The sequence below is a fragment of the Pseudomonas sp. Pf153 genome, from assembly GCF_001269775.1.
GTDB lineage: Bacteria > Pseudomonadota > Gammaproteobacteria > Pseudomonadales > Pseudomonadaceae > Aquipseudomonas > Aquipseudomonas uvaldensis.
Genome location: NZ_LHVL01000030.1, coordinates 825,835 through 852,085, shown reverse-complemented (window position 1 = coordinate 852,085; position 26,251 = coordinate 825,835). Strand labels below are relative to the sequence as shown.

Annotated in this window: 20 protein-coding genes and 1 pseudogene; 11 read left to right on the top strand and 10 right to left on the bottom strand. The window is 62.2% G+C overall.

Annotation, left to right across the window (positions count from 1 at the left end; translation table 11 throughout):
• Positions 1 to 96: 96 nt before the first annotated feature.
• From glcF to AD666_RS24915, 4 genes are read right to left on the bottom strand one after another with little or no spacing between them, the layout of a single operon-like run.
• Entirely contained in the window at positions 97 to 1,317 is a 1,221-nt protein-coding gene (gene glcF / locus AD666_RS24930) for a glycolate oxidase subunit GlcF (RefSeq protein WP_053158364.1), read from the bottom strand.
• Positions 1,317 to 2,381 (bottom strand): glycolate oxidase subunit GlcE, encoded by a 1,065-nt coding sequence (gene glcE, locus AD666_RS24925; RefSeq protein WP_053158361.1) that lies wholly within the window; start codon positions 2,379 to 2,381, stop codon positions 1,317 to 1,319. The genes glcF and glcE overlap by 1 nt, the downstream gene beginning before the upstream one ends.
• Positions 2,381 to 3,880 (bottom strand): glycolate oxidase subunit GlcD, encoded by a 1,500-nt coding sequence (glcD, locus tag AD666_RS24920; RefSeq protein WP_053158358.1) that lies wholly within the window; start codon positions 3,878 to 3,880, stop codon positions 2,381 to 2,383. The genes glcE and glcD overlap by 1 nt, the downstream gene beginning before the upstream one ends.
• 55 nt (positions 3,881 to 3,935) lie before the next feature.
• Positions 3,936 to 4,865 carry an alpha/beta fold hydrolase gene (locus AD666_RS24915; protein WP_053158356.1) on the bottom strand — a complete coding sequence of 310 codons (930 nt, stop codon included), beginning with the start codon at positions 4,863 to 4,865 and terminating at the stop codon, positions 3,936 to 3,938.
• 286 nt (positions 4,866 to 5,151) lie between these two features.
• On the opposite strand from AD666_RS24915, the gene AD666_RS24910 reads away from it, so the two are divergent.
• The gene (locus AD666_RS24910; RefSeq protein ID WP_053158353.1) at positions 5,152 to 6,390 is read left to right on the top strand and encodes a M20/M25/M40 family metallo-hydrolase; all 1,239 of its coding nucleotides are present in this window, start codon (positions 5,152 to 5,154) and stop codon (positions 6,388 to 6,390) included.
• A 277-nt stretch (positions 6,391 to 6,667) separates the two neighbouring features.
• Here AD666_RS24910 and AD666_RS27105 read toward each other — a convergent pair.
• The 3 genes and pseudogenes from AD666_RS27105 to xthA all read right to left on the bottom strand — a co-directional run.
• A pseudogene (locus AD666_RS27105) lies at positions 6,668 to 6,781 on the bottom strand (DUF6124 family protein); the annotation flags it as partial.
• 67 nt (positions 6,782 to 6,848) lie between these two features.
• The gene (locus AD666_RS24905; RefSeq protein WP_053158351.1) at positions 6,849 to 8,183 is read right to left on the bottom strand and encodes a substrate-binding domain-containing protein; all 1,335 of its coding nucleotides are present in this window, start codon (positions 8,181 to 8,183) and stop codon (positions 6,849 to 6,851) included.
• A 147-nt stretch (positions 8,184 to 8,330) separates the two neighbouring features.
• Positions 8,331 to 9,143, bottom strand: coding sequence for an exodeoxyribonuclease III (xthA, locus tag AD666_RS24900; protein ID WP_053158347.1), 813 nt, complete (start codon positions 9,141 to 9,143; stop codon positions 8,331 to 8,333).
• 174 nt (positions 9,144 to 9,317) lie between these two features.
• On the opposite strand from xthA, the gene AD666_RS24895 reads away from it, so the two are divergent.
• From AD666_RS24895 to AD666_RS24865, 7 genes are all read left to right on the top strand, one after another.
• Positions 9,318 to 9,962, top strand: a complete 645-nt coding sequence (locus AD666_RS24895) for an N-acetyltransferase (protein WP_053158344.1) — start codon at positions 9,318 to 9,320, stop codon at positions 9,960 to 9,962.
• A gap of 65 nt (positions 9,963 to 10,027) precedes the next feature.
• Positions 10,028 to 11,755, top strand: coding sequence for an autotransporter assembly complex family protein (locus AD666_RS24890; protein WP_053158341.1), 1,728 nt, complete (start codon positions 10,028 to 10,030; stop codon positions 11,753 to 11,755).
• Complete coding sequence (locus AD666_RS24885) at positions 11,752 to 15,438, top strand: translocation/assembly module TamB domain-containing protein (RefSeq protein WP_053158337.1); 3,687 nt, start codon at positions 11,752 to 11,754, stop codon at positions 15,436 to 15,438. Before AD666_RS24890 ends, AD666_RS24885 begins: the two co-directional genes overlap by 4 nt.
• A gap of 222 nt (positions 15,439 to 15,660) precedes the next feature.
• A complete protein-coding gene (locus tag AD666_RS24880) occupies positions 15,661 to 16,134 on the top strand; it encodes a MarR family winged helix-turn-helix transcriptional regulator (RefSeq protein ID WP_053158330.1) in 474 nt (157 codons plus the stop codon).
• Positions 16,131 to 17,600 carry an efflux transporter outer membrane subunit gene (locus AD666_RS24875; RefSeq protein WP_053158327.1) on the top strand — a complete coding sequence of 490 codons (1,470 nt, stop codon included), beginning with the start codon at positions 16,131 to 16,133 and terminating at the stop codon, positions 17,598 to 17,600. Before AD666_RS24880 ends, AD666_RS24875 begins: the two co-directional genes overlap by 4 nt.
• Positions 17,601 to 17,615: 15 nt before the next feature.
• A complete protein-coding gene (locus tag AD666_RS24870; RefSeq protein ID WP_053158324.1) occupies positions 17,616 to 18,815 on the top strand; it encodes an efflux RND transporter periplasmic adaptor subunit in 1,200 nt (399 codons plus the stop codon).
• 153 nt (positions 18,816 to 18,968) lie between these two features.
• Complete coding sequence (locus tag AD666_RS24865; RefSeq protein WP_053158321.1) at positions 18,969 to 20,498, top strand: DHA2 family efflux MFS transporter permease subunit; 1,530 nt, start codon at positions 18,969 to 18,971, stop codon at positions 20,496 to 20,498.
• 127 nt (positions 20,499 to 20,625) lie between these two features.
• On the opposite strand, the gene lpxH is transcribed toward AD666_RS24865, so the two are convergent.
• Entirely contained in the window at positions 20,626 to 21,375 is a 750-nt protein-coding gene (gene lpxH / locus AD666_RS24860; RefSeq protein ID WP_053158319.1) for a UDP-2,3-diacylglucosamine diphosphatase, read from the bottom strand.
• Positions 21,372 to 21,875, bottom strand: coding sequence for a peptidylprolyl isomerase (locus AD666_RS24855; RefSeq protein ID WP_053158316.1), 504 nt, complete (start codon positions 21,873 to 21,875; stop codon positions 21,372 to 21,374). The genes lpxH and AD666_RS24855 overlap by 4 nt, the downstream gene beginning before the upstream one ends.
• Positions 21,876 to 22,124: 249 nt before the next feature.
• Here AD666_RS24855 and AD666_RS24850 point away from each other — a divergent pair, with 249 nt between their 5' ends.
• From AD666_RS24850 to AD666_RS24840, 3 genes are all read left to right on the top strand, one after another.
• A complete protein-coding gene (locus AD666_RS24850; protein WP_053158313.1) occupies positions 22,125 to 23,822 on the top strand; it encodes a glutamine--tRNA ligase/YqeY domain fusion protein in 1,698 nt (565 codons plus the stop codon).
• Positions 23,823 to 23,843: 21 nt separating this feature from the next.
• Positions 23,844 to 25,226: a cysteine--tRNA ligase gene (gene cysS / locus AD666_RS24845; protein ID WP_053158310.1), complete on the top strand. Its 1,383-nt coding sequence runs from the start codon at positions 23,844 to 23,846 to the stop codon at positions 25,224 to 25,226.
• Positions 25,227 to 25,361: 135 nt separating this feature from the next.
• Positions 25,362 to 25,817 carry a DUF2214 family protein gene (locus AD666_RS24840; RefSeq protein ID WP_053158307.1) on the top strand — a complete coding sequence of 152 codons (456 nt, stop codon included), beginning with the start codon at positions 25,362 to 25,364 and terminating at the stop codon, positions 25,815 to 25,817.
• Positions 25,818 to 26,003: 186 nt separating this feature from the next.
• Here the strand turns inward: AD666_RS24840 and csrA are convergent, their stop codons facing one another.
• Entirely contained in the window at positions 26,004 to 26,198 is a 195-nt protein-coding gene (gene csrA / locus AD666_RS24835; protein ID WP_003179932.1) for a carbon storage regulator CsrA, read from the bottom strand.
• Positions 26,199 to 26,251: the final 53 nt, after the last annotated feature.

Below are 26,251 nucleotides of genomic sequence, written 5' to 3'. Positions count from 1 at the left end.
TGAAAGTTCCTGGTTCGGCTGTGAAAATGAGGAGGGGAAGTGCAATGAAAGATCGCAGCCTTCATCGGCCCTCGCAAACGAAGAATCTTCAGGACTTCATTCTGCCAGCGACTGATCCACCAGTTCGATCCAGTGCCGCACGGGTGTGCGACCAGCGCTATCGAGGTGGCTTTGGCACCCGACGTTGGCAGTGACGATCAATTCCGGCTGGCCGCTTTCCAGCGCATTGAGGCGGTTGTCCCGCAGTTGTCGCGCCAGGGCCGGTTGGGTCAGGGAATAAGTGCCGGCCGAGCCGCAGCACAGATGGCCGTCGGGCACCTCGGTGAGATTGAAACCCAGCCGCGTCAGCAGGGCCTCTACGGCGCCGCCGAGTTTCTGCCCATGCTGCAACGTGCAGGGGCAATGAACCGCAATGCGTTGGTTCCTGGCGGCGCAGATGCGCTCCAGTGGTTCGTTGCCGAGCACTTGTACCAGGTCCAGGGCCCGTTCGCTCACCCGCTTCGCCTTGGCAGCGTAGGCGGGGTCGTGTGCCAACAGGTGTCCGTAATCCTTGATGAAGGCACCACAGCCGCTGGCAGTCTGGACGATGGCTTCGACGCCGTTATCCAGGTGCGGCCACCAGGCATCGATGTTGCGCCGGGCGCGCTCCAGTCCGGCTGCCTGTGCATCCAGGTGGTAATCCAGCGCGCCGCAGCAGCCGGCCTCGGCGCAAGGGATGACACTGATGCCAAGACGGTCCAGCACGCGGGCGGCGGCCGCATTGGTGTTGGGCGACAGACCCGGTTGTACGCAGCCTTCGAGCATCAGTACCTTGCGGGCGTGACGCGGGGCGGGGCGCACGGTGATCGCCGCTGATGCCCGGGGCAACTTGGCGGCCAGGTTCGTCGGCAACCATGGCCGGAACACCGTGCCCAGGCTCAGCAAGGCCTTGAAACGCTCGGGGCTGGCGGCCAGGCTTCGCAGCCCCAGGCGCAGTGCGCGCTGGCTGGCCGGGCGCGGTACGGCTCGATCCACCACTGATCGACCGATGTCCAGCAGGTTGTGATAATCGACGCCGGACGGGCAGGTGCTCTCGCAATTGCGACACGACAGGCAGCGATCCAGGTGCAATTGGGTGCTGGCGGTGGCCGGTTGGCCTTCGAGCACTTGCTTGATCAAGTAGATGCGCCCGCGTGGGCCATCCAATTCATCACCCAGCAATTGGTAGGTGGGGCAGGTGGCATTGCAAAAGCCGCAATGCACGCAACTGCGCAGGATCCGTTCGGCTTCTTCGGCGCGTGGCAGTTGTCTGGCTTCGTCGCTGAAACGGGTTTGCATTAGAACTCCGGGTACATCCGGCCGGGGTTGAACAGCCCGAGTGGATCGAGCTGGGCCTTGAGCCGGCGATGGTAGCGCAGCAGCGCCGGCGCCAGCGGCTGGAACGGCGTGTCGATGACGCCATGACTGTAGCAGGTGGCATGGCCGCCCACTTCATGGGCCAAGGCTTGCAGGGTCTTGGCGTCGGTTTTCAACCAGCGTTGCGCGCCGGCCCAATCGATCAGTTGCGTACCCGGCAGGTCGAGCGGGCCGATGTGGTTGGGCAGTGACAGACGCCACAGGGGCTGGCCTTCATCGAAGAACGCCAAGCGATGTTCATTCAGATCCGACCAATACTGGCCGTCGATCACTTCGCCGCCGAACCGCTGTCGAGCCGCGTTGACGGAGCCTTCGCCACCTTCGAGGCGCAAACCAAGGCAATCGCCGTCATGGCAGGCGGCACTGATGGGCAAAGGCTGGCGCCCCCATTCGGCGAGTTTCTCCAATGCTTCGGCGCTGGTCATTTCCAGGCGGATGCTCAGGCTGTGACGGGGCTTGGGCAGCACCCCGAGGGACACTTCGGTGATCACCCCAAGGCACCCGAAGCTGCCGGCCAGCAGGCGTGACAGGTCGTACCCGGCAACGTTTTTCATCACCTCGCCGCCAAACCGCAACAGCGTGCCGTGGCCGCTGATCATGCGGGTGCCGAGGACGAAGTCGCGCACCGAGCCGGCCCAGGGGCGGCGTGGGCCCGACAGCCCAGCGGCGATCATCCCGCCGACGGTGGCGTCCTCGCCGAACGCCGGTGGTTCGCACGGCAAATGCTGCCCGGCGGCGTCCAGGGTCGCGAGCAGTTCCCGCAGCGGCGTGCCGGCGCGGGCGGTGATGACCAGTTCGGTGGGGTCGTAGTGGACGATGCCGCGGTGTTCGCGGGTATCCAGCACCTCGCCGGCCACTTCCCGCCCCAGGAAGGCCTTGCTATTGGAACCCTGGATGCGCAGCGGCGTGGCGTTGGCCCGGGCGCGGTTGACCTGTTCCAGGAGCCGGTCGCTGGCGTCGCGGTCGAGATCGAGGCTGCCGCCCATCAGAAACGCTCCAGTTCAGGAAAAGGCAATTGCCCGCCATGGATGTGCATCGCACCGAACTCGGCGCAGCGGTGCAGGGTGGGGATGTTCTTGCCGGGGTTCAGTAGCCCCTCCGGATCGAAAGCTGTTTTTACGGCGTGGAACAAGTTCAGCTCATCGCTGTTGAACTGGGCACACATCTGGTTGATCTTTTCCCGGCCCACGCCATGTTCACCGGTGATGCTGCCACCCACCTGGACACACAGTTCCAGGATCTTGCCCCCCAGGGATTCGGCGCGCTCCAGCTCGCCGGGCTGGTTGGCGTCAAACAGGATCAGCGGATGCATGTTGCCATCGCCGGCATGAAACACGTTGGCGACGCGCAGGCCATATTCGGCGCCAAGACTGGCAATGCGTTGCAACACTTCGGGCAGGGCGCGACGGGGAATAGTGCCGTCCATGCAGTAATAGTCCGGCGCCAGGCGACCCACCGCCGGAAAGGCGTTCTTGCGGCCTGCCCAGAACCGCAGGCGTTCGGCTTCGTCCTGCGCCTGGCGCACCTCGATGGCGCCAGCCTGTTGCAACACCTGGCGGACCCGTTCGCAGTCGTCCTGGACATCGGCCTCGACCCCGTCCAGTTCGCATAACAGGATGGCCTCGGCGTCCACCGGGTAACCGGCGTGGATGAAATCCTCGGCGGCGCGGATCGCCAGGTTGTCCATCATTTCCAGGCCGCCGGGGATGATGCCGGCGCCGATGATCTCGGCCACTGCCCGCCCGGCCTTGTCCACCGAATCGAAACTGGCCAGCAGCACCCTGGCGACCTGGGGCCGTGGCAGCAGTTTGACCGTGACTTCGGTGATCACGCCGAGCAGGCCTTCGGAACCGGTGAACAGAGCCAGCAGGTCCAGGCCCGGCGAGTCCAGCGCCTCGCTGCCCAAGACGAGGCGTTCGCCCTCCATGGTGAGCACTTCCAGCCGTAGCACGTTGTGCACCGTCAGACCATATTTCAGGCAATGCACGCCACCGGCATTTTCCGCGACGTTTCCACCGATGGAGCAAGCGATCTGCGAGGACGGATCCGGCGCGTAATACAGCCCGAACGGCGCCGCCGCCTGGGAGATCGCCAGGTTGCGCACGCCGGGTTGCAGGCGCGCGGTGCGGGCGTCGGGGTCGATGCGCAGGATCTGGTTGAAACGCGCCATGACCAGCAGCACGCCGCTTTCCAAGGGCAGGGCACCGCCGGACAAACCGGTCCCGGCGCCCCGGGCCACCACCGGAACGTGGCGCTCATGGCACAGCTTGAGCAACGCCTGGACCTGTTCGACCCGCCGTGGCAACACCACCAGCATCGGCGTGGTGCGATAGGCCGAGAGCCCGTCGCATTCGTAGGGCTTGAGGTCTTCCTGGCGATGGAGAATCTCCAGATTCGGGATCTCGGCCCGCATGGCCGTGAGCAGGGCCTGTTTGTCCACCTTGGGCAGGGGGCCGTCGAGGTGTTCGTCGTAGAGGATGTTCATATGTGTTCCTCGGCAGATGATAAGCCGTGGCGAGGGAGTACTCCGTGCAGGATGGTCACTGTCCCAATCCCTTCAGGAAATCCCGATACAGCGCCGCGGTTTTTCCTGGTTTTTCAAGCGGCGGCAGATGCCCGACCCCTTCCCAGATTTCCACCCGCAGATCCGCGATGCCCTTACTCCACACCGGCACGCTGCTGACGTCGATCATTCGGTCCTGACGGCCCCAGAGCAGTAAGGATGGCGCACGGATATCGACCAGGCGTGGCTCCATCGGCGGGCTGCTGGTGAAGTCTTTGTAGATCTCCGCCAGTTCATCGCGGCGCTGTACATACTGTTGCGCCACCGCCGCCAATACTACCCCCGGCACCCAGGGCGGCGAGGCCATGGTCAACGCATAGAACGGTGCGAAATCACTGCGTGAATGCATGAGGGAAGGATTCCTGCCCGCGGCCACCAGGCGATCCATATCGCTGGGCTGGGGGGAGGTGACGCCGGCCGGATTGAGCAGTGCCAGGGTCAAGACGCGCTCGGGCGAAGTGGCCGCCAACCATGCGGCAAGATAGCCGCCCATGGAATTGCCGATCACATGGACCTTGTCCAGGCCGCAGGCGTCGAGCAACTCGATCACCCGTCGGGCCTGGGTCGGGATGTCGTAGCCGCCACCGGCCTTGAAACCGGTTTCGCCATGGCCGGCCAGGTCCGGGATCACCACCCGGTAATCATTGACAAAGGGGCGGGCCATGCGCAGCCAGAGGCCCTTGTCGGCACTGTAGCCATGCAGCATCAATATGCTGCTGGACGCTTCGTAGGGCCCGCCCTGCAGCGTCGATACCGTCATCTCGCTGATGGGAACCGTGATCTTGCGCAACCGGGAGAAACGCGTTTCCAGGGCCATGCTCAAGTCGAACAGCACTTGACCGATGCCGGGATAGGTCAGCCAGCTCCAGACGATAAATACGGCAAGGATCACCCACAACAACAGCATGTCTTCTCTCCATGAGTCACGACAGAATGTGATCGGCCAGCCTGAGCCGACGGGTCAGAAAGTGATAAGTGAAGCTGAACCCCGGCACCAAGTGCCGATGATCAACACGCGATAACTGCCCATGGGGCTCCTTCATGGTGATGTTTGCTTTGTCATGTATAGCCAATCTACGCAGTCAGGCAGGAATAAATACTATCGGCACCTTGGGAGCCTTCGGTCTGGAGCCTCGGCGCAGAGTCGGGTAGGGTGCCTGGGCACGCTTTCGATACGGAACAAGGATGAAATCATGACGATTACCTCGCTTCGCTCCCGTCTGGCCGTCAGTCTCGGCTTGAGCCTGGCCCTCGGCGCCTTCGCCCCCGTTGCCTTCGCGCAGCCTCATCAACCGGTATTGACTCAAGCCGAACAGTACAAGGGCGAGGCCCTGAAATTGCTCGAACGGTTGGTGAACATCGATTCCGGTTCCGGCTATGTACCAGGGTTGACTCAGGTCGGTGACATCGCCATCGATGAGCTGAAGAAGCTCGGCTTCAGCGTCGAAAAGGTGCCGAATTCGGATGGCACCCAGCATGTTCTGGCAACCCTCAAGGGCACCGGCAAGGCGAAGATTCTGCTGATGGCTCACATGGACACGGTGTTCAAGGAAGGCTCCGCCGCCGAGCGGCCTTTTCACATCAAGGACGGGCGCGCCTATGGGCCGGGGGTGATGGATGACAAGGGCGGCATCGTCGCCGGGATTTATGCGCTGAAAGTGCTGAAGAATCTCGACTTCAAGAACTACGCGCAGATCACTTTCCTGCTTGATGCCAGCGAAGAGACCGGCTCGGACGCCGCCACCGACCTGATCAAGAAAACCGCCAAGGCCCACGACGTGACGCTGAACCTTGAACCGGGGCGCCCGGCAGATGGCCTGGTGGTATGGCGCAAGGGCAGTGCCACAGCGCTGGTGGAGGTCAAGGGCAAGGCCTCCCACGCCGGCGTAGCGCCGGAGTTGGGGCGCAATGCGGCAATGGAAGCGGCGCACCAGATTCTGCAATTGGGCAAGCTGGGCGATACGGAAAAGAAGACCACCATCAATTTCACGGTGCTCAACGCGGGTGATCGGACCAATGTCATTCCCGACAAGGCCAGTGCCAAGGCCGACGTTCGGGCGGCGGTGCCGGAAGAGTTCGACCGTATCGAAAAAGACCTGGCCCGCGTCTCCCAGGACAAACTGATCGCCGACACCGAAGTCACCACCAGCCTCAAACGCGGCCTGCCGCCGATGCCGCAGACGGCCGAGTCGGATCGCTTGATGGCAATGGCCCAAGGTATCTATGGCGAGCTGGGCCGCAAACTGACCGAAGAAGGCAGCGGCGGCGCGGCGGACGCCAGCCTGTCCGCCGGCGTCGGCACGCCGACGCTGGATGGCTTCGGCATCGTCGGCGGCAATATCCACACGCCAGAGGAATATGCCGAGGTGGAGAGCGTCGTGCCCAGGATCTATCTGCTGTCGCGGATGATCATGGAGTTGGCAGGGCGTTAGGTTGCGCCCGATGGCATGATCGGCCCTATACCCTGTGGGAGCGGGCTTGCTCGCGAAGGCGGACTGTCAGCCAAACAAGAGTCGGCTGACCCACCGCAATCGCGAGCAGGCTCGCTCCCACAAGGGATTGAGGGTGTACGCTCGATCGGCGAACAACTCAGTTCAAACTGTGGGAGCGAGCCTGCTCGCGATTGCGGTGGGTCAATTAAACAAGGGTTGATTGATACAAAACTTTCGCGAGCAAGCCCGCTCCCACAAGGGGTATGTGGCGCGTCGGCTAGCGTACTTCGACGTTATCCAGTGCCCGGTTCGCCAGCAAACCGCCCAGTTCGATCAGTTGCTGGATGCCCGGCGACACATGTCGCCTGGAGCCTTCCAGGCCGAACGCCAGGTGGGGCTGCTACGCAGCCCAGCGGGGATAAATCCTCTCGCCACAGGGGAGTGTCGTCCAACGGATTTCAGTACACCCAAACCTCTACCCGCCGATTCTTGATCCGTCCTTCATCCTCACTGTTGGCCGCCACGGGCATCAGGGCGCCGAAGCCGCGCACTTCCCGCAGCGTGACTCCGTATTTGACCAGCTCGCGCCGCACCGCCATGGCCCGCAATTTGGACAGCAGATCCGCCCGCGCCGGGTCATCCTTGGCGTCGCCGAAACCTACCAGTGTCACGCGGCGGTCGGTCTTGCCGTGTTGCTTGATGTAGGCGAGCACACGGCCCAGGTCCTGATGGGCCTTGCTGTCCAGGTTTGCACTGCCTTCTTCGAAGCGGAAATTCACGCTCAGGCGCTGGGCATGGCGACTCAGGGACTGATAACCCTCCGGCATCAGCGCATTGGGCGTGACGGCCATGGCCTGGACCGTTTGCGAGATGAACCCGCTGGCGGCGACGATGGTTTGGCCCTTGTCGCTTTGGGCAAACGCCACCAACGCTTCGGCCCAAGGGTTGTCCTGTCGGGGCGGAAGATAAAAGAACAACCGGCGCGACAAGGGGTAGTCCTCGGTGGCAATCAGGCTGTTCAACGGCAACATGGGCTGGGAGTCGCCATCGACAATCGCCACAGGCTTGGCCTGGCGAACGTAGGGCAAACCAATGAAGCCGATGCCTTGCGGGTCCTGGCTGACGGCGTCGGACAACTGTTCGCTGGATTCGAAGCGCCGGGCTGCAGGATCCAGCCGTTTGCCCTGTCGGCTGAGTACCAATTCCTTGAAGGTATCGTAGGTGCCGGATTGTTCATCCCGGGCGTACAGATGAATCGGACCGCCAACGCCCCCCAGCGCTTCCCAGGTTTTCGCCTCGCCGCTGAATATTCGTGCGAGCTGCACGGTGTCGAGCTGACGCAACGGGTTCTGGGGATGAAGAATAATCGCTAGGCCATCGATGGCGATGACCTGCTCGGCGGCGGGACTTTTCAGATCACCGAGGGACGATAATTCCTTCAGCTCGTTGTCTTTGATCGGTCGGGATGAGGCGGCCAGGTCGGCGCCGGCCTGCTTGAGGGCGGTAAACCCGGTGCTGGAGCCGTGGGCCGCGATGTCGATTTCCACGCGCCGTCCATCGCTGGTCTGACCGATGACACGTTGCTCGTTGTCACGCCCGGTGATTTCAGTGCTGACCTTGAGCAAGCCCTGTTCTTCCAGCAGCCCTTTGACCAGGGCAGGGCCGAGCGCCGCACCGATGGTATTGGAGCCTTGCAGGCGCAGGGCCGGGCCCTGTTCGGGCAGGGGCAGCGTGCCGGCCCAGGCGGCGAGGGGCAGCCAGAGGCCTATGAATAAACCAACGCTCAGCCGCATGCGGCACCTTTGGAACCCAGGAAAGTGCGTGGAGATTAAGTCAGTCAGATGACTGATAGATGACAGGGGTGCTACCTGACACCGCTCCCGCAAAGGATTGAGGGTGCATGCCGCATCGGCGAACAACTCGGGAAACTGTGGGAGCGATCAGGCCAGTTCCAGCCAGATTGGCGCATGGTCCGACGGTTTTTCCATACCCCGCAGGTCATAGTCCACCCCCGCATCCTTGACCCGTGGCAACAGGCCATGGGAGGTAAGGATCAGGTCGATGCGCAGGCCGCGCTTGGGTTCGTCCTCGAAGCCGCGGCTGCGGTAGTCGAACCAGCTGAAACGGTCGGTGACGTGCGGGTTCAGGTGACGGAAGCTGTCCACCAGGCCCCAGTTCTTCAGGCGGGCCATCCATTCGCGTTCTTCCGGCAGGAAGCTGCATTTGCCGGTTTTCAGCCAGCGCTTCATGTTGTCCGGGCCGATGCCGATGTCACAGTCTTCCGGGGAAATGTTCACGTCGCCCATGACCACCACAGGCTGATCGTTGCTGAAGCGGCTTTCCAGCAGTTGCTGCAAATCGCTGTAGAAACGTTCCTTGGCCGGGAATTTGGTCGGGTGATCGCGGCTTTCACCTTGTGGGAAATAGCCGTTCATGATGGTCACCGGCACGCCGTTGGTATCGGCGAAAGTGCCCCAGATAAAACGTCGCTGAGCGTCTTCGTCGTCACCTTCGAAGCCTTTGTACAAGCTCAACGGCGCCTGGCGGGAGAGCAGGGCGACACCGTAGTGACCTTTTTGTCCGTGGTAATGCACGTGGTAACCCAAGGCTTGCACTTCGTCCACCGGGAACTGTTCGTCGTGGACCTTGGTTTCCTGCAGGCCGATCACGTCCGGCTGATGCTTCTCGATCAGCGCCGCCAGCTGATGGGGGCGGGCGCGCAGCCCGTTGATGTTGAAGGAGACGATCTTCATGGTCGGCTTTCCTGGCAAAACAGCGATGCTAGCTGACATGTAGGGCGCGGGCCAGCGTGGCAGTAGGACAAATGCGCTGCTAATGTCCTGTGCATGTAGGAACGATCGTAACCCTATTGGGTTCGTACTCAATAAGAGCAGGGCCTCCCAAGCCCGCCCAGGAGATTTTCCGCCATGCCTGAAACCGCCATCGCCGATATCCATATGCTCGACAGCGGTTATTCCCGCGAAGCCCGTTCATTGTTGTACCAGGCATATCGTCATGAACCGACGTTCAGCTACCTGTTCGAGTCCGAGCGTCCCGGTTATGAACAACGGGTGCGGGCGACAGTGCGGGAATTGGTCAAACAGCATTTTCTCCAGGAGTTGCCCGCCATCGGGCTGTTGGTCAACGACCGGTTGATCGGTATCGCTCTGGTCGCTCCGCCTCAGCGACGGTTGGGAATCACCGAAAGCTGGGCCTGGCGCCTGCGCATGGTCCTGAGTACCGGGTTTCGTTGCACCCGGCGGTATCTGGAATACCACGCAGCGGTGACGGCCTGCCTGCCGTCGGATTCGGTGCATGTTTTGCCGCTGTTGGGTATTCACCCGCAGTTCCAGGGCCAGCATTTTGGCGAACAGTTGCTGACCGCCGTGCATAACTGGTGCGCGGTGGATGAACATTCCCAGGGCGTGGTGCTGGATACGGGCAACCCACGTTACCTCGAGTTCTACAAGCGCCAGGGCTACCAGGAAATTGGCGAGGTGGCGGTAGGGCCGATCCGCGAGCATGTGTTTTTCCACCCCAACCCGCAGGTCCTGCAAAGCGCAACGGCGTAGCCCGACGAACTTTTGGGAAATGTCCGGCTCTATCAAGCACCTACGCTCGTGATAGCATCCGCGCCATGAAACTCCCAGGAAGAATGACCAGCGGCGCGCTCTTGCTGTCTCTCAGCTGCGTGGCCCTGGCACAAAGCGAATTGGATGTACGGATCAAACCGTCCAATGACGCACTCAAGGCCAACGTGGAAGGTTATATCGGTGGGCTGGGCGATCGTGACGAAGAGGCGTTGCTGCGCTTCAGTCGTGGCGCCGAGGAGCAGGCCCGCAAGGCGGCCCAGGCGCTGGGTTATTACCAGCCGCAGATCGACAGCGAGGTCAAGGGTGGCAAGGACCCGCGCCTGATCCTGACCATCGACCCCGGCGAACCCGTGCATCTGCGCAATGTCACCGTGCGCGTCGATGGCCCGGCGGCCTCCCTCAAGCGTTTTCGCGTACCGGCCGACGATGCCCTCAAGCCGGGTGCGGTGCTCAACCATGGTCACTACGAGGATGCCAAGCGGCTGATCCAGAACCAGGCTTCGCGCTATGGTTTCTTCAGCGGACGTTTCACCCGTCAGAAACTGTCGGTGGACCCACAGGCCGGTGTCGCCGACATCGAGTTGGTCTACGACAGCGGCCCGCGTTACAGCCTGGGTCCGGTGAGTTTTGAAGGCGACACGCCGTTCGACGAAGACCTGTTGCGGCGCATGGTGCCGTTCAAGGCCGGCACCGCCTACGATTCCGAACTGATTGCCGAATTGAACCAGGCCCTGCAATCGAGTGGCTATTTCGAAGGCGTTCGGGTGGATGCCGCGCCCACCGCAGCCATCGACAACGTGATCCCGGTGGCGGTCAAGCTCGACACCCGCAAGCCGCGCACCATGGGTCTGGGCCTGGGGTTTTCCACGGACGTCGGCCCACGGGCCAAGGCCAACTGGACGCGCCACTGGGTCAACCCACAGGGGCACAGCTACGGTTGGGAAGCCGAAGTCTCCGCGCCACGGCAGAACGTCGGCTTGTGGTATGACGTGCCGCTGGATCCGCCGCTGACCGACAAGTTGCGTTATGCCGGCGGCTATCAATACGAAGAACTGGCGGGCACCGACACCCTCAGTAAACTGCTGACCGTTGGCCCGGAATGGCACAGCAAGTTGCCCAGCGGCTGGCAGCGGGTGGTGTCGCTCAAATGGCAGCGCGAGGAGTATCGCCTCGGCGACGATGAAGGCCTCAGTACGCTGCTGATGCCCGGGGTCAGTTATTCCTTCCTGCGCAGCGACAACCGCATCGATCCGCACAACGGTTATCGCTTGCAGTTCGAGACCAGAGTCGCGAAGGAGGGGCTGGGCTCGGACAACAACCTTTTATATGGCACTGCCATGGTCAAAGGCCTGACCACCGTGTTCGACAAGCACCGTTTCCTGGCCCGGGCCCAAGTCGGCGGCAGCGCCACCAACGGCTACAAATCCATTCCGCCGTCCCTGCGCTTTTTTGCCGGTGGCGACCAGAGTGTGCGCGGCTACGACTACCAGAGCCTGTCGCCGGAAAACTCCGAGGGTGATCGCATCGGTGGGCGTTACATGGTGGCGGGCAGTCTGGAGTATCAGTATTCCATTGCCGAGAAATGGCGGGTGGCGACCTTCGTCGACCAGGGCAACGCCTTTAACAACCTTGAATTGCCCAGCCTCAAGACGGGCGTCGGCGTCGGCGTGCGTTGGGTGTCGCCAGTAGGTCCGATCCGCCTCGACCTGGCCCATGCCATGGACGACGAGGGCGGTATTCGATTGCACTTTTCCATGGGGCCCGAGCTGTGAATCGTGGTTTGAAGAAAACGCTGCTGACGCTCGCCGGGTTGCTGGTGGTGATCGTGCTGGCGTTGAGTACGGTGCTGGGTACCGCGTTCGGCAGTCGTTGGGCCCTGGGCCTGGTGCCAGGGCTGACCGTGGAGAATTTCCAGGGTCGCCTGGGGGGGCAGTGGAGCGCCGATCATCTGCTGTGGCAGCAGGACAGCAGCCGGTTGGAGGCCGATGGGGTGATCTTCGGTTGGTCGCCCGCCTGCCTGCTGCGCATGACCCTGTGCATCGAACAGCTCAAGGCCGACACGGTCAGCCTGCAATTGCCACCCTCCACCGATGCGCCGAGCGATGGCCCGGTGACGTTGCCGGACCTGGACGTGCCGTTTGCCATTGAGCTGGGCGACGTCCAGGTCGGTCGTCTGCTGTTCAACGGCAGTGAGCAGCTCAAGGGGCTGCAACTGGCCGCCCACTGGACCGCCCAGGGCTTGCAGATCGATTCGGTGCAATTGCAGCGTGACGAACTGAGCCTGAAGCTGTCCGGCCTGCTCAAGCCGGGCGGCGACTGGCCGTTGAAGGCCCAAGGCCGACTGACGCTGCCCGCGCCGGGCGCCACGCCCTGGGCATTGGACCTGAACATCGACGGCGATTTGCTCAAGACCCTCAACCTCAGCGCCGACAGCAGCGGTTACCTGCAAGGTCGGTTGGTCGGCGAGTTGCAACCTCTGGCCGACAACCTGCCGGCCAAGGTGCGCATCACTGCCGATGGCTTCCGGGCCAGCGCTGATCTGCCGGACACCCTGTTGCTCAACCAGCTGGAACTGACCGGCGAAGGTGATCTGAAAAACGGTTATCAACTGCTCGGCAATGCAACGCTACCCGCCGAGAAAGGCCCGGTGGCGCTGCGACTGCAAGGCACCGTCGATGCCCGCGGAGCGAAGATCGCCGCCCTGGACCTGGAGGCCGGCGAACAGCAAAGCCTGACACTCACCGGTCAACTGGACTGGCGTGAAGGCCTGAGCGCCGACGCGAAAGTCGCCTGGCTGGACTTCCCCTGGCATCGCCTCTATCCGCTGATCGACGAACCACAGGTGACGCTGCGCAGTTTCAATGGCGAAGTCTCCTACACAGATGGCCAGTACCTGGGCAATTTCCAGGCGGCGCTGGATGGGCCCGCCGGTGCCTTCAGTCTGGGCAGTCCCTTCAGTGGCGACCTGACGCAAATCCATCTACCCGAACTCAAACTCGCCGCCGGACAGGGCAAGGCCGAAGGGCACCTGGACTTGCAGTTTGCCGAGGGCATCGCATGGGACACGGCGTTGGAACTGTCGGCTATCGACCCGGCGTACTGGCTTGGCGAGTTGCCCGGCACCCTGGCCGGGCCGTTGCGCAGCAAAGGCGCGATGAACAACGGCAATCTCAGCCTCGATGCAGACCTGGACCTCAAGGGCAAATTGCGCGGCCAAGCGGCGATATTCCAGGCCAAGGCCAGCGGCGGTGGCGAGCAGTGGAACCTCAGTGCGCTGGATATCCGCCTGGGTGACAACCGCATCAACGGCAGTGGCAGCCTGCAACAGACACTTGTTGGCAAGATCGACATCAAACTGTCGCGCCTGGCCCAGCTCTGGCCCCACCTGCGCGGCGAGGTCGTGGGGCGTGTCGATGTGGCGGGGACCCTCAAGGCGCCTCAAGGCAAGCTTGGTTTGCAAGGCACACAACTGGCCTTTCAGGACAACCGCCTGCAAAGCCTGAGCCTGGACGCGACCCTGGACAGTGCGCAACGGGGCAAGATCGACCTCAAGGCCGGCGGCATCCGGGCTGGCGAGACATCCCTGGGCGCGCTGACGATCAGCGGCCAGGGCGACATTAAGCAACAGAAACTCGATCTGGACCTGCAAGGGCCGCAGCTCGACACGACCCTGGCGTTCAGCGGCGCGCTCGACCAGGGCAACTGGCGTGGGCGTCTGCTCAGCGGCGACATTCAGGCCGGCGGTCAGGCCTGGCGCCTGCAAGCCCCGGCGAAGCTGGAGCGACTGGCCGACGGCACCCTCAACTTCGGCGCCCATTGCTGGCGGTCCGGGCAGGCCAGCCTGTGTGGCGAAGACCAACGCCTGATGCCGGACCCGAAGTTGCGCTATCACCTCAAGCAATTCCCCATCGAAAGTCTGGCCCAATGGATGCCCAAGGACTTTGCTTGGCAGGGCCAGCTCAACGCAGACCTGCAGTTGGACTTGCCTGCCACTGGCCCGAACGGCCGTATTCAAGTCGACGCCGGTGGCGGCACGCTGCGAATCCGTGACAAGGACCGCGACAACGGACAGTGGCTTGATTTTCCCTACCAGACCTTGAGCCTGAACAGTCGCCTGACCCCCAAGCGCATCGACACCGAGCTTAATTTCGCCGGTGCCCGGCTCGGTGAGCTGATGCTCCAGGCGCAGATCAACCCGTTGCCCGCCAACAAGCCCCTCAGCGGCTCGTTCCGCCTGACCGGCCTGGACCTGTCGGTGGCCCGACCGTTCGTGCCAATGGTCGAAACGCTCACCGGGCACCTGAACGGCAGCGGCACGTTGTCGGGCGGTTTGCTGGCGCCCCAGGTGAACGGCAACCTGGTGCTCAGCGAGGGTGAAGTGTCCGGCCCGGAACTGCCGGTCAGCCTTGAGGCCTTGCAGGTCCGGGCCATGATTGCCGGTGACACGGTGCGCCTGGACGGCCATTGGAAAAGTGGCAAGAACGGCCGGGGCAGCCTCAGCGGTGATATCGGCTGGGGAGAGGCCTTGAGCATGAACCTGGCCCTCAAGGGCTCGCAATTGCCGGTCACCGTCGAACCCTATGCGCAGCTGGAGATGGCACCGGACCTCGACATTACCCTGCAAGGGGAGCGGTTTTCCGTAGCGGGCAAGGTGCTGGTGCCCAAGGGCGAAATCACCATTCGTGAATTGCCGCCGTCCACCGTCAAGGTGTCGGATGACACGGTGATCGTCGGCCACCAGACCGAAGAGGGCAAAGCGCCGATTGCCATGACGATGGACATCGACGTGGTCGTGGGCCAGGAAAAACTCGCGTTCTCCGGGTTCGGGCTGACGGCCAATGTGCAGGGCCAGGTGCACATCGGCGACAACATGGACACCCGGGGCGAACTCTGGCTCAACGACGGCCGTTACCGGGCCTACGGGCAACGGCTGACGGTGCGCCGGGCGCGGCTGTTGTTCGCCGGCCCCATCGACCAGCCTTACCTGGACATCGAGGCGATCCGCCAGACCGACGACGTCATCGCCGGTATTCGCTTGAGTGGCAGTGCCGAACAGCCGACCACGCAAATCTTCTCCGAGCCGGCCATGAGCCAGGAACAGGCCCTGTCGTATCTGGTGCTGGGCCGTCCGCTGAGCACCACCGGCGAGGACAACAACATGCTCGCCCAGGCGGCGCTGGGCCTGGGCTTGATGGGCAGCTCGGGGGTGACCACCAGCCTTGCCAGTAACCTGGGCATCGAGGACTTCCAGCTCGACACCCAGGGCAGTGGCAACGAGACCAGTGTGGTCGCCAGCGGCAATCTGTCGGAAAAACTCAGCCTGCGCTACGGCGTCGGTGTGTTCGAACCGGCCAATACCATTGCCTTGCGCTACAAACTCAGCAAGAAGGTCTACCTCGAAGCCGCCAGCGGCGTCGCCAGTTCGCTGGATATCTTCTACAAGCGCGATTTCTAACCCTTCCCCCAATCATTGTGGGAGCGGGCTTGCTCGCGAATGCTGTGTGTCATTCAACAGATAAGTTGACTGATCCAACGCCTTCGCGAGCAAGCCCGCTCCCACATTTTTATCCGCGTTCGTCCGCTTATGTGTAGTTGACTAACTATTTGTTTGACATTAGCTGCCTAAGCAGTAATATCTCGACATACATTCCCTGCCTAGGCAGCAATCGGTGTCCAGATGAAGCATTTCACCCCTGACGATTTCCACAACTGCCATCTCGGCATGCTGCTCGGCCGTGCCGCGCTGCTCAAGGACCGGATCATCGACACCCACATGGAGCCCGTCGGCATTACCGCCGCGCAGTTCAAGGTGTTGATCATCATGGCCCAGCACGGTATCGACACGCCGGCCGAGCTGTGTCGCTACCTGTCCCTGGACAGCGGTTCGATGACACGCATGCTCGATCGCCTGGAACAGAAAGGCTTTCTGGTCCGCCAACGTTCGGCGCAGGACCGCAGGCAAGTGCAACTGGTGCTCACCGAAGCCGGCCAGGCCCTCGCCGATCGCCTGCCGTATATCGGCGCCGACGCCATGAACCAGTTGGCCGGCGCCATCAGCCGCGAGGAGCTGGAAACCCTCGAACACATCCTCAAGAAAATTCTGCTCGCTGCCGGTGACCCCATCACCGTGCTGCGATTGGGGGACAAATGAAGCGTAAAACCTTGCGTACCCGACTGAGCCTGGTGCTGCTGGCGATGAGTATCGCCGGTTGTGCCAGCTACAGCGGCCTCAAGACCGAAGGCGTCAGCCTCGATGCCCAGAGCCTCAAGGTCGGGCAGTCGTTGAACGGCGTGACCTTGTCGCCCGCCGCGTGGCCGAAAAGCGACTGGTGGAAAAGCCTGGGTGATCCGCAACTCGACGGTCTGATCCGTGAGGCCTTGCGTGACAGCCCGGACATGCAGATCGCCAGTGCCCGTGTTCATCAGGCCAGCGCCGCCGCCTACGCCGCCAACGCGGCGCGTATGCCCACCCTGGATGCCAGCGGCAGCGTCAGTCGCTCGCGGCTGGCCCGTGATCAGGACCCGGCGGGGCAGGGCGGTGCCTACAGCACCTTGCGTTCGCTGAGCGTCGATTTCAATTACAACTTCGACCTCTGGGGTGGTCAGCGTGCTGCCTGGGAAGCGGCCCTGGGCCAGGCCCGCGCGGCCGAAATCGACCGTCAGGCCGCGCAGCTGACCCTGGCCGCCGATGTGGCCCGGGCCTATAGCGACCTCGGCCAGGCCCACATCATTTATGACCTGGCCTCGGAAGACCTCAAGCGCACCCGACAAATGCTCGACTTGAGCAAGCGCCGTCTCAGCGCCGGGATCGACAGCGAGTATCAGTTCCAGCAGACCGAAAGCCTGGAAGCCAGTGCCGACGCCACCCTGATCGATGCGGAGAAACGCCTGCAAAGCGCCAGGATCGCCCTGGCGGTACTGCTGGGCAAGGGCCCGGACCGTGGCAATGAAATCGCCCGACCCAATGTGCTGAAAGCCAGCGCGGTGGCCTTGCCGTCGAACCTGCCGGCGGAGCTGCTGGGTCGTCGTCCGGACCTGGTGGCGGCACGTTGGCGAGTGGAGGCGGCCAGCAAGGACATCGAGGCCGGCAAGACCAACTTCTACCCCAACCTCAACCTGAGCGCGGCGGCCGGGGTGCAGTCGTTGCTGGGGGACGCGATGTTCGGTTCGGCCAGTCGCTTCTTCAACGTGGCGCCGACGGTTTCTCTGCCGATCTTCGACGGTGGGCGGTTGCGGGCAGACCTGGACGCCCGCGACGCTGACTACGACCTGGCGGTGGCGCAATACAACAAAAGCCTGGTCAAGGCCCTTGGGGATGTCAGCGACACCATCAATCAATTGCGTGACATCGCACGGCAGATCGGTGCCCAGCAACATGCCACCGACATTGCGCAAAGCTCCTACGACACCGTGGTCCAGCGCTACGGCTCCGGCATCGGGAATTACCTGGACGTGCTGAGCATCGAGCAGCAATTGCTCCAGGCCCAGCGTCAACTGGCGAACCTGAATGCCGAGCAGATCGACTTGTCGATCCAGCTGATGCAGGCACTGGGCGGTGGTTTCGAGGCCCAGACCCTGGCTTCGGCCACGCCGGCCTCCACCACGCTGAATAACTGATTCGAGGTATTTGTCATGGCCACTGCAGAAAATACTCAAGCGTCCGAACATTCACAGAACAACAACCCGCGCAAGCGCAAGGTGATGCTGCTGGCGCTGACGGTGATCGTCATTCTCGGCGGCCTGGGCGTCTGGGGCTGGCACGAGTTGTATGGCCGGTGGAACGAGAGCACCGACGATGCCTATGTGAACGGCAACGTGGTGGAAATCACTCCGCAGGTCACCGGCACGGTGGTGAGCATCGGTGCTGATGACGGCGATCTGGTGCGCGAAGGCCAAGTGCTGGTGCAATTCGACCCGAACGATGCCGAAGTCGGCTTGCAAAGTGCCCAGGCCAATCTGGCGCGTACCGTGCGCCAGGTACGTGGCTTATACAGCAACGTCGACGGTATGCGGGCGCAGGTCAATGCCCAGGAGGCCGAGGTGCAGAAAGCCCAGGAAAACTACAACCGGCGCCGGAACCTGGCCGCCGGTGGGGCGATTTCCCAGGAAGAACTGTCCCACGCCCGGGATGACCTGACCTCGGCACAGAACGCACTCGCCAACGCCCGCCAACAGCTCAAGACCACCAGCGCCCTGGTGGACGATACGGTGGTGTCGTCCCATCCCGACGTGCAGGCCGCGGCCGCGCAACTGCGCCAGGCTTACCTGGCCAATGCTCGCAGCACTTTGATTGCGCCGGTCACCGGTTACGTCGCCAAGCGCACCGTCCAGTTGGGCCAGCGAGTACAACCGGGCACGGCGCTGATGGCGGTGATCCCGCTGGATCAGCTGTGGATCGACGCCAACTTCAAGGAAACCCAACTGCGTGACATGCGCATCGGCCAGCCGGTGGAGATCGAGACCGACCTCTATGGCAGCGATGTGAAATACAGCGGCACCGTCGATAGCCTCGGCGCGGGCACGGGCAGCGCGTTTGCCTTGCTGCCGGCGCAGAACGCCACCGGTAACTGGATCAAGATCGTCCAACGGGTGCCCGTGCGTATTCATGTCAACGCCGAGGAATTGGTCAGGCATCCGCTGCGAGTCGGGCTGTCCACCGAGGTCAATGTCAACCTGCGGGACCAGAGCGGCCCGGTCCTGGCCCAGCAGCCACCGCAGAAAGCTACGTTCAGCACCCAGGTCTACGACCGGCAACTGGCTGATGCCGACGCGATGATCACCCGGCTGATCCATGAGAACAGCGCCGCCACCAGCAAGACTGCACAGCGTTAGCCCGCTGCAGCGTGAACCTGTGGGAGCGAGCCTGCTCGCGATAAGCCGGCATCGATGGCGCCTGACACACCGCCATCGCGAGCAGGCTCGCTCCCACAGGTTTTGTGTCCTGACCTGGACGATTCTGCCTCCTTCGCTTCATAGGATTTCGCAATGAGCAATAACGCGTCCTTCACGCCGCCCAGCCTGTTGCTCAGCACCATCGGGCTGTCCCTGGCGACGTTCATGCAGGTACTCGACACCACCATCGCCAACGTCGCCTTGCCGACCATCTCCGGCAACCTGGGGGTCAGTTCGGAGCAGGGCACCTGGGTCATTACTTCATTCGCGGTGAGCAACGCCATCGCGCTCCCGCTGACCGGCTGGTTGAGCCGTCGGTTTGGTGAGGTGAAGCTGTTCTTGTGGGCGACGATGCTGTTCGTGCTCGCTTCGTTTCTCTGCGGCATCTCTACCTCGATGCCGGAACTGATCGGTTTTCGCGTGCTCCAGGGGCTGGTGGCCGGACCGTTGTACCCGATGACCCAGACGTTATTGATCGCCGTGTATCCACCCGCGAGGCGAGGCATGGCCCTGGCGTTGCTGGCGATGGTCACGGTGGTGGCGCCGATTGCCGGGCCGATCCTCGGCGGCTGGATCACCGACAGCTATAGCTGGCCGTGGATCTTCTTCATCAACGTACCCATTGGCGTGTTCGCGGTGATGGTGGTGCGCCAGCAACTCAAGGCACGACCGGTAGTGACCAGCCACCAGCCGATGGATTACGTCGGTCTGATCACGCTGATCATCGGCGTCGGCGCGCTCCAGGTGATCCTCGACAAGGGTAATGACCTGGACTGGTTCGAATCCAACTTCATCATCATTGGCGCGCTGATTTCCGTCATCGCCCTGGCGGTGTTCGTGATCTGGGAAATGACCGACCGGCATCCGGTGGTGAATCTGCGATTGTTCGCCTACCGCAACTTTCGCATCGGCACCATCGTGCTGGTGGGCGGTTACGCCGGGTTCTTCGGCATCAACCTGATCCTGCCGCAGTGGTTGCAGACCCAGATGGGCTACACCGCCACCTGGGCCGGGCTGGCCGTGGCACCCATCGGCATCCTGCCGGTGCTGATGTCGCCCTTCGTCGGCAAATACGCCCACAAGTTCGACCTGCGCCTGCTGGCCGGGCTGGCGTTCCTGGCCATCGGCCTGAGCTGCTTCATGCGCGCCGGGTTCACCAATGAAGTGGATTTCCAGCACATTGCCCTGGTGCAGCTGTTCATGGGTATTGGTGTGGCGCTGTTCTTCATGCCGACCTTGAGCATCCTGATGTCGGACCTGCCGCCGCAGCAGATCGCTGACGGCGCCGGGCTGGCAACGTTCCTGCGGACCCTGGGCGGCAGCTTCGCCGCGTCCCTGACCACCTGGATCTGGATCCGCCGGGCCGACCAGCACCATGCGTACCTGAGCGAAAACATCAGCACATTCGACCCGGCCACCCGTGAAGCGCTCAACCAACTCGGCGGTCCAAGTGCGCCGGCCTATGCGCAGCTCGACCATATTCTGACCAGCCAGGCGTACATGCTCTCCACCGTGGATTACTTCACGCTGCTGGGATGGGCATTCATGGGCTTGATTCTGTTGGTGTGGCTGGCCAAACCGCCGTTCGCGGCGAAGGCGGGGCCGGCGGCGAGCGGCCACTGATCAAGCATTGAAATGCAATCCCCTGTGGGAGCGGGCTTGCTCGCGAAAGCAGTGTGTCAGTCGATATCGAAGTGACTGTCAGGCCGCCTTCGCGAGCAAGCCCGCTCCCACAGGGGCGGCGTATGCTTTAAGTGCTTGGCAATGCTAATTGCGAATTGCCAAACCCAAACGGCGCCAGCGCAAACCCTTGCTCATCCACCTGCAACGCCCATCCCTGCTTGTCCCAATCCCCCAGCACGATGCGTCGGGCGGCGTGATCGCCCAGTTGCAGCTTGTGGATGGCGGGGCGGTGGGTGTGGCCGTGGATCAGGGTTTTTACACCGTACTGTTGCATGACCCGCGGCACTTCCTCGGGGGTGACGTCGACGATGTCGTTGGCTTTCATCCGCGTTTGCGCACGGCTTTCGCTGCGCAGCTTGCGCGCCAGCTTCTGGCGGCTGCCCAATGGCAGGTGGCGCAGGATGAACAGCGTGATCGGGTTGCGCAGCCAACGGCGAAGCTTCATGTAGCCTTCATCGCGGGTGCAGAGGCTGTCGCCGTGCATCAGCAGCACCGGCTCGCCATTGAATTGCACGACGCTCGGGTCCTTGATCAGGGTGCAGCCGGCCGCTTTACAGAAGGCCTGGCCCAACATGAAGTCGCGATTGCCGTGCATCAGGAATATAGCCGTGCCGCTGTCGCTCAAGGCGCGCAGGGCCTGGCAGATGGAGCGTTGGAACGGGGTCATGGCATCGTCGCCGATCCAGGCTTCGAAAAAGTCCCCCAGGATGTACAGCGCTTGCGCCGAACGGGCGCGGGTGGCGAGCAGATCCAGAAACGCCCGGGTGATGTCCGGGCGCTCTTCTTCCAGATGCAAATCTGAAATCAGTAGGATCACTCAACGATCTCGGCTTTCTCGATGATCACGTCTTCCGCCGGGACGTCCTGGTGGCCGGCCTTGGAGGTGGTGGAGACGCCTTTGATGCTGTCGACCACATCGGTGCCCTCGATCACTTCACCGAACACGGCGTAGCCCCAGCCCTGGACTGTCTTGGCGCTGTGGTTCAGGAAGCTGTTATCGGCCACGTTGATGAAGAACTGCGCGGAAGCCGAATGTGGTTCCATGGTGCGGGCCATGGCGATGCTGTACTTTTTGTTCGGCAGGCCGTTGTCGGCTTCGTTCTGGATGCTTGGGCGCTTGTCTTTCTTTTCCTTCATGCCCGGCTCGAAACCGCCGCCCTGGATCATGAAGTTGCCGATGACGCGGTGGAAAATGGTGTTGGTGTAGTGACCGTCTTGGACGTACTTCTTGAAATTTTCTACCGTTCCCGGCGCTTTCGCGTCGTCCAGTTGCAGAACGATTTCACCGTGGTTGGTGGTCAGTTTGACTTTGGTCATGATTACTACTCTTTCAAGGAATTCGTGGGTTTCGGGGCGCGAGGCCCGCAACCAATCTGGCTGCAAGCGGCCAGGCTGGGCAGTTTAGCGTGCCGGGCACGAAATTCGAGGCTGTTTTTCGTCTGACAGTCGATTAAATTCAATCGTTTGCCGGACCTGGCCTGTCAGGTGCTTGACAGCATCGGCTATGATACGGGTTTTGATTTATCAGGCCGCACCCGGCCGCGCACTTGTCTGTTCAAGGATCCTATGAGCAAGCCCACTGTCGACCCTACCTCGAATTCCAAGACCGGCCCGGCCGTGCCGGTCAATTTCCTGCGCCCGATCATCCAGGCGGACCTGGATTCGGGTAAGCACACGCAGATCGTCACCCGTTTCCCGCCAGAGCCCAACGGCTACCTGCACATCGGCCATGCCAAGTCGATCTGTGTGAACTTCGGCCTGGCCGAGGAGTTCGGCGGCGTCACGCACCTGCGTTTCGACGACACCAACCCGGCCAAGGAAGACCAGGAATACATCGACGCGATCGAAAGCGACGTCAAGTGGCTGGGTTTCCAGTGGTCCGGTGAGGTGCGCTACGCCTCGCAGTATTTCGACCAGTTGCACGACTGGGCGGTGGAACTGATCAAGGCGGGCAAGGCCTACGTCTGCGACCTGACCCCCGAGCAAGCCAAGGAATACCGCGGCAGCCTGACCGAGCCAGGTCGCAACAGCCCGTTCCGTGACCGCAGCGTCGAGGAAAACCTGGACCTGTTCGCCCGCATGCGTGCCGGTGAGTTCCCGGACGGCGCACGGGTGCTGCGGGCCAAGATCGACATGGCCTCGCCGAACATGAACCTGCGCGACCCGATCATGTACCGCATCCGTCACGCCCATCACCACCAGACCGGTGACAAGTGGTGCATCTACCCCAACTATGACTTCACCCACGGCCAGTCGGACGCCATCGAGGGCATCACCCACTCGATCTGCACCCTGGAATTCGAAAGCCACCGTCCGTTGTATGAGTGGTTCCTGGAGCACCTGCCGGTACCGGCCAGGCCGCGCCAGTACGAATTCAGCCGCCTGAACCTGAACTACACCATCACCAGCAAGCGCAAGCTTAAGCAGCTGGTGGACGAGAAGCACGTCAATGGCTGGGACGACCCGCGCATGTCGACCCTGTCGGGCTTCCGCCGCCGTGGCTACACGCCTAAGTCGATCCGCAACTTCTGCGAGATGGTCGGCACCAACCGTTCCGACGGCGTGGTGGACTTCGGCATGCTGGAGTTCAGCATCCGGGACGACCTCGACCAGAGCGCCCCGCGTGCCATGTGCGTGCTGCGTCCGCTGAAAGTGGTCATCACCAACTACCCGGAAGGGCAGGTCGAGAACCTTGAGCTGCCGCGTCACCCGAAGGAAGACATGGGCGTGCGCGTCCTGCCATTCGCCCGGGAAATCTATATCGACCGCGACGACTTCATGGAAGAGCCGCCCAAAGGCTACAAGCGCCTGGAGCCTGCCGGTGAAGTGCGCCTGCGCGGCAGTTACGTGATCCGCGCCGACGAAGCCATCAAGGACGCCGATGGCAACATCGTCGAGCTGCGTTGCTCGTACGACCCCGACACTTTGGGCAAGAACCCGGAAGGTCGCAAGGTCAAGGGCGTGATCCACTGGGTGCCGGCCGCCGCCAGCGTCGAGTGCGAAGTGCGCCTGTACGATCGCCTGTTCCGTTCGCCGAACCCGGAGAAGGCCGAAGACAGCGCCAGCTTCCTGGACAACATCAACCCTGACTCCCTGCAAGTGCTCACTGGTTGTCGTGCCGAACCCTCGCTGGGCAACGCACAACCGGAAGACCGTTTCCAGTTCGAGCGCGAAGGCTACTTCTGCGCGGATATCAAGGACTCGAAACCCGGTGCTCCGGTGTTCAACCGTACCGTGACCTTGCGTGATTCCTGGGGTCAGTGATCAAGTCTTAAGGGAAACCCTGTGCTTACGATCTACAACACGCTCACCAAGAGCAAAGAAGTCTTCAAGCCGCTGGATGGCAACAAGGTACGCATGTACGTCTGCGGCATGACCGTGTACGACTACTGCCACCTGGGTCATGGCCGCAGCATGGTCGCCTTCGACCTGGTGACCCGCTGGTTGCGTTTCAGTGGTTATGACCTGACCTACGTGCGCAACATCACCGACATCGACGACAAGATCATCAACCGCGCCAACGAGAACGGCGAGTCGTTCGAGGCCCTGACCGAGCGCATGATCGCGGCGATGCACGAGGACGAGGCGCGCCTCAATATCCTCAAGCCGGACATGGAGCCACGGGCCACCGACCATATCCCCGGCATGCATGCGATGATTCAGACCCTGATCGACAAGGGCTATGCCTACGCGCCAGGCAATGGCGATGTTTATTACCGCGTCGGCAAGTTCATGGGGTACGGCAAGCTGTCGCGCAAGAAGATCGAAGACCTGCGCATCGGTGCGCGCATCGAGGTCGGCGAATCGAAGCAGGACCCGCTGGATTTCGTCCTGTGGAAAGCCGCCAAACCGGGCGAGCCGAGCTGGGATTCGCCGTGGGGCAAGGGCCGTCCGGGCTGGCACATCGAGTGCTCGGTGATGTCCACCTGCTGCCTGGGCGAGACCTTCGACATTCATGGTGGCGGTAGCGACCTGGAATTCCCGCACCACGAAAACGAAATCGCCCAGAGCGAAGCCGCCACCGGCAAGACCTACGCCAATGCGTGGATGCATTGCGGCATGATCCGGATCAACGGCGAGAAGATGTCCAAGTCCTTGAACAACTTCTTCACCATCCGTGACGTGCTGGATAAATATCATCCCGAGGTGGTGCGTTATCTGTTGGTGTCGAGCCACTATCGCAGCGCGATCAACTATTCGGAAGACAACCTCAAGGACGCCAAGGGTGCCCTGGAGCGCTTCTACCATGCGTTGAAAGGGTTACCGACTGTACCGGCCGCCGGTGACGAAGCGTTCGTGGCGCGCTTCACCGAAGTGATGAACGACGACTTCGGCACGCCTGAGGCATGCGCGGTGCTGTTCGAGATGGTGCGCGAAATCAACCGCCTGCGCGAGAGCGATCTCAATGCAGCGGCGGGCCTGGCGGCGCGCCTGAAGGAACTGGCCGGAGTGCTCGGAGTATTGCAGCTCGAGGCGGATGAGTTTCTTCAGGCCGGTGCCGAAGGTCGCGTGGACGCCGCCGAGGTCGAAGCGCTGATCCAGGCGCGGTTGACAGCTCGCGCCAACAAGGACTGGGCCGAGTCCGACCGCATCCGCGACCAGCTCACCGCCATGGGCGTGGTGCTGGAAGACGGCAAGGGCGGGACGACATGGCGTTTGGCTGACTGATCCAGCAACGCACAACACCCTGTGGGAGCGGGCAAGCCCGCTCCCACAGTTTTTTACACTCCAATCCTACCGATCCTTCTTTTATGAGCTAGTACTGTCAGGTCGATTCGACGTTCTCTCTGGCAGGTATCTTCCATGTTGGCTCATTGGTCTCTGGCAGCAATTCATCTCCTGGCCTTTGCCCTCGGTTTTTGGGCGGTGCTGGCGCGGGGCTCGGCCTTGCGGCGGTTGGCGGGCGGTGTGGATGCGGTTCGCGGGGTGTTGATCGCCGATAATGTGTGGGGCCTGTCGGCCCTGGTCCTGCTGGTGACTGGTGGGATGCGGGCTTTCGGCGGGTACGAAAAAGGCTCGGACTATTACCTGCACCAGCCTCTGTTTCATCTCAAGATGACCTTGTTCCTGCTGATCCTGTTGCTTGAGCTCGCGCCCATGATCACGTTGATCAAATGGCGAATGGCACTGGGCAAAGGGGTTGCGATCGATCCTTCCAAAGCCGGCCGGTTCGCCCGGATCAGCCACATCGAAGCCTTGTTATTGATGTTGATGGTGATCGCTGCCACAGGCATGGCCCGTGGGCTGAGCTGGAGCTGACCGGCACGAACACCCGCTTCGTCGCCATTAAAACGAAATGTCCGACAGCCATGCGACGAGTCATGGCATTAATATCGGTTTTCAGGGGGCGGGACGGAAATCAGAAGCGGGGTGGAGCAGGGGGCGTGAATCTTTAGCCAGCCACTGCGGCGATGCAAACGGGCTGGCTGCGGACTGCTGCAAGGCTCAGGGAGTTTGCGGCTTGTCAGGGGCGGTCAGGCCAGCCTGAATGCGCTGGTAAATCTCTTCGCGATGCACCGCAACGTTTTTCGGGGCATTGATGCCGATCCGGACCTGTTGGCCGCTAACGCCCAGAATGGTGATCGTGATGTCGTCACCAATGTTTATGCTTTCACCGACTTTGCGGGTGAGTATCAGCATGGTGTTCTCCTTGATTGCTTTATAGGGCACCTGATTGACAGTGCAGATGTCGG

Bases quoted from the DNA above. Each gene is read 5' to 3' on its own strand.
- glcF (WP_053158364.1), bottom strand. From the start codon at position 1,317: ATGCAAACCCGTTTCAGCGACGAAGCCAGACAACTGCCACGCGCCGAA.
- glcE (WP_053158361.1), bottom strand. From the start codon at position 2,381: ATGGGCGGCAGCCTCGATCTCGACCGCGACGCCAGCGACCGGCTCCTG.
- glcD (WP_053158358.1), bottom strand. From the start codon at position 3,880: ATGAACATCCTCTACGACGAACACCTCGACGGCCCCCTGCCCAAGGTG.
- AD666_RS24915 (WP_053158356.1), bottom strand. From the start codon at position 4,865: ATGCTGTTGTTGTGGGTGATCCTTGCCGTATTTATCGTCTGGAGCTGG.
- AD666_RS24910 (WP_053158353.1), top strand. From the start codon at position 5,152: ATGACGATTACCTCGCTTCGCTCCCGTCTGGCCGTCAGTCTCGGCTTG.
- AD666_RS24905 (WP_053158351.1), bottom strand. From the start codon at position 8,183: ATGCGGCTGAGCGTTGGTTTATTCATAGGCCTCTGGCTGCCCCTCGCC.
- xthA (WP_053158347.1), bottom strand. From the start codon at position 9,143: ATGAAGATCGTCTCCTTCAACATCAACGGGCTGCGCGCCCGCCCCCAT.
- AD666_RS24895 (WP_053158344.1), top strand. From the start codon at position 9,318: ATGCCTGAAACCGCCATCGCCGATATCCATATGCTCGACAGCGGTTAT.
- AD666_RS24890 (WP_053158341.1), top strand. From the start codon at position 10,028: ATGAAACTCCCAGGAAGAATGACCAGCGGCGCGCTCTTGCTGTCTCTC.
- AD666_RS24880 (WP_053158330.1), top strand. From the start codon at position 15,661: ATGAAGCATTTCACCCCTGACGATTTCCACAACTGCCATCTCGGCATG.
- AD666_RS24875 (WP_053158327.1), top strand. From the start codon at position 16,131: ATGAAGCGTAAAACCTTGCGTACCCGACTGAGCCTGGTGCTGCTGGCG.
- AD666_RS24870 (WP_053158324.1), top strand. From the start codon at position 17,616: ATGGCCACTGCAGAAAATACTCAAGCGTCCGAACATTCACAGAACAAC.
- AD666_RS24865 (WP_053158321.1), top strand. From the start codon at position 18,969: ATGAGCAATAACGCGTCCTTCACGCCGCCCAGCCTGTTGCTCAGCACC.
- AD666_RS24855 (WP_053158316.1), bottom strand. From the start codon at position 21,875: ATGACCAAAGTCAAACTGACCACCAACCACGGTGAAATCGTTCTGCAA.
- AD666_RS24850 (WP_053158313.1), top strand. From the start codon at position 22,125: ATGAGCAAGCCCACTGTCGACCCTACCTCGAATTCCAAGACCGGCCCG.
- AD666_RS24840 (WP_053158307.1), top strand. From the start codon at position 25,362: ATGTTGGCTCATTGGTCTCTGGCAGCAATTCATCTCCTGGCCTTTGCC.
- csrA (WP_003179932.1), bottom strand. From the start codon at position 26,198: ATGCTGATACTCACCCGCAAAGTCGGTGAAAGCATAAACATTGGTGAC.